This is a genomic window from Anaerotruncus colihominis (genome assembly GCF_010206195.1).
Taxonomy (GTDB): Bacteria; Bacillota; Clostridia; order Oscillospirales; family Ruminococcaceae; genus Anaerotruncus; species Anaerotruncus colihominis_A.
This window is the reverse complement of the sequence record NZ_VIQT01000002.1, coordinates 177,416-183,592: the sequence shown is the minus strand read 5'-3', so window position 1 is coordinate 183,592 and position 6,177 is coordinate 177,416. Positions and strand designations below refer to the sequence as shown.

Sequence of the window (6,177 nt, the reverse complement as noted above, 5' to 3'; positions counted from 1 at the left end):
GCCTGAGGAATTACCCTCATGATATATAAAAAAATATATAAAGTCAATACTTTTTTATATTATTATATAATTTTATCTATATAAACAGAAAAACACAAGTAGATTTCTGATAATATTAGAAAAATAATTTTAAACTTTAAAAATTTTATTGATTTAGGATGATTGGAGAAGCGTTTTTTCGGATAAAAAATTATATAACATCGTATAGACTCCATAAATCAAGAGGCAAATTTATTGCAACAGGAGTGTTGCTGTTCGGTGATATAGCGGCCTTTTTGAAAGTGATAGCGTAAAAAATAGTCCACGGCATTTCCGATTCCGATATCTGCGAACTATCGGAACCGGAAATGCCGCGGACTATTTATATAGAATATAACTGTCAATGGCATTGACTGTCCAAAATGGAACGACTACAAATATTCGTACATATCTTTCAGTGCAGAGAACAGACTGATGCTGAGAAAATACCGGAATTTTTACGATCAGGCAGCATGTGTTTTTTTGAATACAGCGCCAGCTAGCAGGCTGACCACAATGGTGGTGATGATCATTTCCGGGACCATGTAAGATCCATTGTACAGCAGGGAATAGAGCCAAATGGGGGTACCTTCGGGAGCATAAACGCCCCAGATCAGAATACCGCTTGCAATATGGCAGAGATAACGCGCTGCTGTAACGGCCAGAGTACCGATGACAGCGCCTTTGACCGGCTTTGAAAAGGGTTTGGCAATGACGCCTACAAGCCCCAGCACAGTATACGCAATCACATAATCAAGCAGTATCACCAGAGCGTACCAGAGGACAGTCTCCACGGGAGGCGCGCTGATACCATCCAAAAGCATCTGAAGCAGGCTGAAAGTAAAGCCGGTCAAAACACCCCATCCGGGTCCGAACATCAGCCCAGCCAGGACAATAGGCGCCATTGCGGCGGCAGTGATGGAACCGCCATTGGGCCAGGGAGCAAACTTGACAAAATTGAGCGCCACTGCCAGCGCAGCCAGTAAAGCGCACTTGACAAGGACAAACGTTTTTCCCTTGTGATTCATACTAAATTCTTCCTTTCTTTTCCTTTTCCTGTTGTGGATGCCATAAAAAAAGGACGTTGGCAATGCGCCAAACGTCCCTGGAAGATCACAATAATGTCACTCCCTACGCTGGCATGATCCAGATCAGGTCGGAGGGTCATGAGGTGAAGCCTCAAATCTCAGCCCGCAATACGGGCTCCCCTGTTGATTGTTCCATCAGTATATTCGCATTTTTATAAAATGTCAACTAAAACCTGGCGCCAGGCGCCGCTTTCCTCATTGGAGCCGCCCTGGCCCCGCACCACTGGAAAGTTCATAGCAGGCGCTGCGATGATGCCTGGCGTTTTTGGCGGCAGATAGAATTCCTTGTACTCTTTTTAGTAGTCAAAAGGTCACCATCATTTCTTCCGTTTTTTCCGCGGCTGCTCCTGAAGCGCCCGACAAGTGAGACGGGTAAGAAGGGTCATGGTGTCCCGGTTGTCCACATCCTCCACCCAGATGTAGTCCTTGGCCCCCTCATAGGGCGGGGCTTTGGGCAGGTCGGGAAAAGCTGTCTCACCCTCTGAGGTGATCTTCACAAAAAAACGGTCGTCACAGATGACGGCGAAAAACACATCGTCGCAGTAAAGACCGTATTCACCGAACATTTTCCGGCTGCGGATGGTCCCAGCCTCCCGCAGCTGCTCGGTCACATAGTCCACAAAATCCACATGAGACGCCATATCAGTTCCTCCCTTGGTAATGGTCGGCCAGTTTTCGGGTCAGAGCCCCCAGCCGCTTTCGCAATTCTTCCGGTCCCAACAGATCCGCCTTGTCCCCAAAGGTCAGGACCCAACTTAGCACACTGTCCGCGCTGGGAAAGCCTCTGGTAAAACGCAACCTGCCGTCTGATTCCACGGTGAAGCTGTCCGCGCCGTATTCCTCCACCAGCCGCCAGCGGCAGGCTGGGTCAAATAGGACAGTGACCTGATATTTCGCCGGAAAAACCCGCTCTGGATCCAGGTTGGGCAGGGGTGCGGGACAAGGGGCAAAGGGTTCGCCAGAGGTGAGCTCCGTCATGCGGTTGAGTTTAAAGAGGCGAAAATCTTCCCGGGTCCGGCACCAACCCCACACATACCAGGCGGACCAATGGAACACCAGATAGTAAGGCTCGATGATCCGCACCGAGTTCTCTTTGGGAGAGAAGTAGTTAAAGCGGATGGTGTGGTGTTGTTCCATAGCCCCCTGAATGAGTCCTATCTTGGACGACAGGCTGGTCTTGTACCAGGATGAGAGATCAATAAGCATATGGGCGCCGCCGGGCGCCAGCCTGCTTGTCCCGGTGGACAGCTTTTCCATCAGTTGAGCGTAGCGGCGGGTACCGCTGATGCTGTCCAGACTCCGCAGTCCCGCTAGGATGGCCTGCATCTCCGGGGCGGTGAGCACTGTGCGGTCTACCCGGTAGCCCTCCATAATGGAGATGCCGCCGCCCGTGCCCTGGGCGGTGGAGATGGGGACGCCTGCCCGGCACAGGGATTCAATGTCCCGTTGGATGGTCCGGCGGGATACCTCAAACTGTTCCGCCAATTCCGGCGCGGTGATCTTCTCCCGCTGGAGCAGGATGGATAGGATGCCGATAAGCCGCTCCATCTTCATGAGCCGCACCGCCTTTCCAACTTTTTTCTGTATGATACCGCGCCCGCGAAGCGGCATGGTATAATAACCGCTTTGCGGTTATTATACCATAGGAACATGGCAACTGTCTGTCATGTTCCTTTTTTCTTTGTACTTTTTGAGAGCTTTGGGTACATTTGGGTACAATAGGGGCAACGGCGGGGATAATCCTGGGAAAGGTTGTTTTATATCTCGCTATGAGTGCGGATGGATATATTGCGGACGAACAGGGCGGTGCATCCGTAGCTGAGCAGCTTTTGAAAGAGAGCAGCATTGACAAGCTGCGGCTGTCGATAATCCCAATGGCGCTGGGCAAAGGCGTGCGGTTGTTCCCAAAACCAGAGCAGGAACTGAAGCTGAATCTGGTGGGAACGGAATATTACAACGGGATCGTGGATTTAGGATATGAAAATAAGAAAAACCCCATGAAATCGGAAGATTTCATGGGGTTTTTGACAAGGCCGCTCACTTTGGAACCACCCCGGACGCGGGCATCTGCTTTGGATATAAGAAAAAGCCTGGAGCGCGAAATGGCTCCAGGCCCTTGCCTGGTGGTCGAGGTGACAGGATTCGAACCCGCGGCATCTTGGTCCCAAACCAAGCGCGCTACCAACTGCGCTACACCTCGATGATAACTTAATTATCATACCATATGCTTTCATTGGATGTCAAGATATTATCTAAAACATTATTTGAACTGAAAAATGTATAGATTGCTGGGCCGCTCTGAATGTGATAAAATAACCGCAGAGCGTTTATTTTATCCTTCATGCATGGCCAGGGCGATACGCGGGCGCGGCCCGCTGCCTCCCCGATGGCCAATTTTATCATGCCGCGCTGCGGACATGATAAAATAAACGCAGGGCGTTTATTTTATCCTTCATGCATGGCCAGGGCGATACGCGGGCGCGGCCCGCTGCCTCCCCAATGGCCAATTTTATCATGCCGCGCTGCGGACATGATAAAATATATAAAAGAAAACAGCGCGCCGCACGTTTTTTCCGAAACCTGCGGCGTGGGGAGGAAATAGCAATGTATCAAACAGTTCATGTGTTTTATTTCAGCCCAACCGGCGGCGTCCAGCGCGTGGCGCGGGCGCTGGCCGACGCGCTGACTGGCGCGCCGGAGTTTTTTGACCTGTCGGACCCGGACGTTTCCGTGTCGAAAGCGGACGGTGGGACGCTTGCTTTGTTTGCCGTGCCGGTGTTTGCGGGACGCGTCCCCGCGCCCGCGCGCGAAGCGATGCGCCGCATCGCGGGCGCGGGCGCGCCTGCCGTGGCGGTTGCCATATATGGCAACCGCGCGTTTGACGACGCCTTGCTTGAGCTGTGCGACCTGCTTACAGAGCAGAATTTCGTACCAGTTGCGGCCGGCGCTTTCATAGCGGAGCACTCCATGCTGCGTACAGTCGCGGCCGGCCGTCCGGATGCGCGCGATATACAGGAGATCAAGGCTTTTGCGGCGGCGGTAAAGGAAAAAATAAGCGGCGGTGTGTGTTCTCCGGTGTCTGTCCCAGGCAGCCGGCCGTACTGCGCGGGCAAGCCGCTCCCGCTTCGGCCACAGGCTTCGGATGGATGTGTCCGCTGTGGGCTTTGCGCACGCCGCTGCCCAGTGGGGGCCATCCCGCCAGACGCGCCGGACAAGACGGGGGCGGCGTGTATTCTCTGTATGCACTGCGTTGCAGTTTGCCCGCATCAGGCGCGCGCGCTGCCGCCTGAAGGCCAGGTTGCTGTGCAGGCAAAGCTGGGCGGCCTGACGCAGGTGAGGCGTGAAAATCAGACGTGGCTGTAAAAAGAGCGGCCAAAGGCGTTCCGGGATTGGCAGCCTCGGGGCGCCTTTTTTGGCGCACGGATTCTTTTGTAAAAGCCTATAGTCAGTATACTGCGCCAGACAACCAGACGTCTAATTCATGAAATTGTTGGCGTCCGGCAAAAAATTCGACAGATGCGCGCTGCTTTCCGACCAATGCTGTTTGATTTCACAGAAAATGAAGGAATAATTTGTTTAATTAGTTCTATATAATATAATATATGTATATATTTTGTTACAAAGAATATATATATGGCGCTGAAATTGCTAGTATAATAATGATAGAGTAGCTGTTATGCTGCTGGAACGCCGCTGTGCCCACGCCGCTTCGCGGATATGGACGTACGGTAAAAAGGATGTGTTGCTATGAAAACAGCCGGCTGTCTCTCTCGTTCTACAGCTGTGCCCATCCTAACGGCAGCCCGCGCCGCGGCCGCCTTTGAGGGGCTTGCACGATGAGCGGCTTTCAGCTTTCAACCCAAAGCGCCCAATGTATTGTTGCGGAGATCGGCGGCATCGTAGGGCAGAACATCAATATGATGGACGCGCAGGGCTACATCATTGCAAGCACCGATCCAGCGCGTATCGGCTTCTTGCATGAGGGCGCGCGCCGGATCATTGAACAGCGCCTGCCGGAATTGTATATCTGTGCGGAACAGGCTACAGTCACGGCGCGCACCGGACTTAACCTGCCGATTACGCATCGCGGCGATATCGTCGGCGTCATCGGGATCACCGGCGAGTACGGACAGGTGATCGGATATGGGCAGGTTGTCAAGAAGATGACCGAGATTTTAATCCGGGAGAGCACGGAGCAGGACGACAAACGCCTTGATTTGCGCAGGCGCAGCCGCTTTTTGGAGAACTGGGTGCTTGCGGGTGGTCCTGTGCAGGGTCAGGCGCTTGAGGAGCGCGGCCTTGCTCTTGGTATTGACATCACCATCCCACGGCGCGTCATGGTAATCAGCGCGCAGGATCTGGAGCATTACACCGACAATATGGCCGGCCAGAAGCTGATTGAAAATGTGGAAAACGCAGTTGCCGCGATTGTCGAGGCTGAAAACGGCAACATCATCCTGCGCAATGCGGCCCGTCAGATTCTGCTGGTGCGCCAGCGCACAGACGAGCAGATGCGCGCGCTGGCCCTGCGCCTGTGCAGCATGGCAAAACAGACCTTTGGCGTTTATTTGTGCGCAGGAATCGACGGCGAGGCGGGTGATGTGCACAAGGCCTACGCGCAGGCCAATACGGCCTGGCGCAGCGCGCGCATGACGCGCAGCGGCGTGATGAAATACGATCAGGTCACGCTGGAGCTTGTCGTCGACGAGGTGTCGCGTCAGACAAAAATGGAGTTTATCCATAAGGTGTTCCGCGGCTGTGGTTACGAGGAGGTGCGCCGGTGGATGGGGATTCTTGAGGCGTATTACGAGGCCGAAGGCTCCATTTCCGCGGCGGCGCAGGCGCTGTATATGCATAAGAATACCTTGCAATATAAGCTTAAAAAGCTTTATGACATTACAGGGCGCGATGTGCGGCTGCCGAGCGATTCGCCGGTTTTCTACATGGCCATGCTGTTTTTCAAGGAGGTCGAGGGCAGCCTGTTGCTTTTGGACGATTGACACAAAAAGCCTGGATCATATATTTAACAGTTTGGTATGAAAAACAAAAATCCAGTTTGTTTTATGGAAAC

Annotated in this window: 5 protein-coding genes, 1 tRNA gene, 1 pseudogene and 1 riboswitch; of the genes and pseudogenes, 3 read left to right on the top strand and 4 right to left on the bottom strand. The window is 53.0% G+C overall.

From position 1 onward, the window contains the following. Window positions 1-482: 482 nt before the first annotated feature. From thiT to FMM72_RS01015, 3 genes are all read right to left on the bottom strand, one after another. Window positions 483-1,046: an energy-coupled thiamine transporter ThiT gene (thiT, locus tag FMM72_RS01025; RefSeq protein WP_160209321.1), complete on the bottom strand. Its 564-nt coding sequence runs from the start codon at window positions 1,044-1,046 to the stop codon at window positions 483-485. An 84-nt stretch (window positions 1,047-1,130) separates the two neighbouring features. Further along, window positions 1,131-1,238, bottom strand: a riboswitch (TPP riboswitch). Between the two features lie 185 nt (window positions 1,239-1,423). Continuing rightward, complete coding sequence (locus FMM72_RS01020) at window positions 1,424-1,747, bottom strand: TfoX/Sxy family protein (RefSeq protein WP_160209322.1); 324 nt, start codon at window positions 1,745-1,747, stop codon at window positions 1,424-1,426. Between the two features lies 1 nt (window position 1,748). Beyond that, window positions 1,749-2,660, bottom strand: a complete 912-nt coding sequence (locus FMM72_RS01015; RefSeq protein WP_162220310.1) for a helix-turn-helix transcriptional regulator — start codon at window positions 2,658-2,660, stop codon at window positions 1,749-1,751. 215 nt (window positions 2,661-2,875) lie between these two features. Here FMM72_RS01015 and FMM72_RS17080 point away from each other — a divergent pair. After that, window positions 2,876-2,998, top strand: a pseudogene (locus FMM72_RS17080) (hypothetical protein); the annotation flags it as partial. Window positions 2,999-3,230: 232 nt separating this feature from the next. Here the strand turns inward: FMM72_RS17080 and FMM72_RS01005 are convergent. Beyond that, window positions 3,231-3,306 (bottom strand) — tRNA-Pro (locus tag FMM72_RS01005). A 404-nt stretch (window positions 3,307-3,710) separates the two neighbouring features. Here FMM72_RS01005 and FMM72_RS01000 point away from each other — a divergent pair. Together FMM72_RS01000 and FMM72_RS00995 are read left to right on the top strand one after the other, a co-directional pair. Continuing rightward, the gene (locus tag FMM72_RS01000) at window positions 3,711-4,469 is read left to right on the top strand and encodes a 4Fe-4S binding protein (RefSeq protein WP_162220309.1); all 759 of its coding nucleotides are present in this window, start codon (window positions 3,711-3,713) and stop codon (window positions 4,467-4,469) included. Window positions 4,470-4,942: 473 nt separating this feature from the next. After that, window positions 4,943-6,106 carry a CdaR family transcriptional regulator gene (locus tag FMM72_RS00995; RefSeq protein ID WP_162220308.1) on the top strand — a complete coding sequence of 388 codons (1,164 nt, stop codon included), beginning with the start codon at window positions 4,943-4,945 and terminating at the stop codon, window positions 6,104-6,106. Window positions 6,107-6,177: the final 71 nt, after the last annotated feature.

Coding starts and splice junctions, on each gene's coding strand:
- thiT (WP_160209321.1), bottom strand. CDS start 1,046: ATGAATCACAAGGGAAAAACGTTTGTCCTTGTCAAGTGCGCTTTACTG.
- FMM72_RS01020 (WP_160209322.1), bottom strand. CDS start 1,747: ATGGCGTCTCATGTGGATTTTGTGGACTATGTGACCGAGCAGCTGCGG.
- FMM72_RS01015 (WP_162220310.1), bottom strand. CDS start 2,660: ATGAAGATGGAGCGGCTTATCGGCATCCTATCCATCCTGCTCCAGCGG.
- FMM72_RS01000 (WP_162220309.1), top strand. CDS start 3,711: ATGTATCAAACAGTTCATGTGTTTTATTTCAGCCCAACCGGCGGCGTC.
- FMM72_RS00995 (WP_162220308.1), top strand. CDS start 4,943: ATGAGCGGCTTTCAGCTTTCAACCCAAAGCGCCCAATGTATTGTTGCG.